The sequence below is a fragment of the Aerococcus sp. L_32 genome, assembly GCF_050689315.1.
Map to the genome: position 1 here is coordinate 1 of NZ_JBOEQF010000720.1, position 907 is coordinate 907.

General features: G+C 42.4%; 1 protein-coding gene. It reads right to left on the reverse strand.

Annotated features, from left to right (window positions below):
- Positions 1-90: 90 nt before the first annotated feature.
- Positions 91-907, reverse strand: an 817-nt coding sequence (locus ACRCJ0_RS15965) for an FAD:protein FMN transferase (RefSeq protein ID WP_431391154.1), incomplete at its 5' end; no start/stop codon positions are given.

The following is a 907-nucleotide window of genomic DNA, read 5'->3' on the forward strand; positions in this document are numbered from 1 at the left end:
ACCTTTTGAAAAAGAGTTACCGCCCCCCACGCTGACAAGACTGTAATAAAAAAAGAAGTCCATTTTACTAGACTTCTCTTGAATCACAAATTAATAATAGGGACTTTCAACTTCATTAACCTGTGTGTAAAAGGGTTTAATCCCCTCGGTCAATACAACTTCCCCGTCTCTTGTGATAATGACCGCTTCCACCCCGCTAATAGCAGATAATTTCGCCAATAAATCTTGACTGGTTAAATTAAAATATAAAGACGTGTAAATCTCCCCAACCAAGGAAGACTTAGAGACGATGGTCAAGCCCGCCAGGTCATTGGCTACCGGATAACCCGTTTGCGAATCAAAAATATGGTGGTAGGTTTTGCCTTGGTATTCAAAATGCCGCTCATAAATACCAGAAGTCACCACCGATCCATCTTGAAATTGGATAATCCCGCGTAAATGGTTGCGACTTTGGTCAGGATCTTGGACCCCAACTCGCCAAAAACCACCAGGATTTTCAAGATGTGCGCCGACTAGTAATACATTCCCGCCCAAGTTAATCATGCCTGATTGGACACCTTGCTCATGGAAATAATCTTTGATTAAGTCAGCAAAATATCCCTTAGCAACTGCCCCCAAGTCAATTTCCATTCCTTGTTTCGCTAAGTAAACTGTTTGTTTCGCATCATCTAAAATAATGTCTGCAGGGTGAGTAAGGGCTAACCGGTCTTGAATAGCCGCTTCACTTGGTAAATTAGCGCCCTTAAAACCAACCTGCCACAGCTTGATTAAAGGTCCGATTGCAATATTCAAACTAGCGTCTGAACGCAAAGAATAGTCTCTGCCAATGGCGATTAATTTGAATAAATCTGCGTCTACTTGTACAGGAGCCAGACCTGCCTTCGCATTAATCCGCATCAAAAGGCTA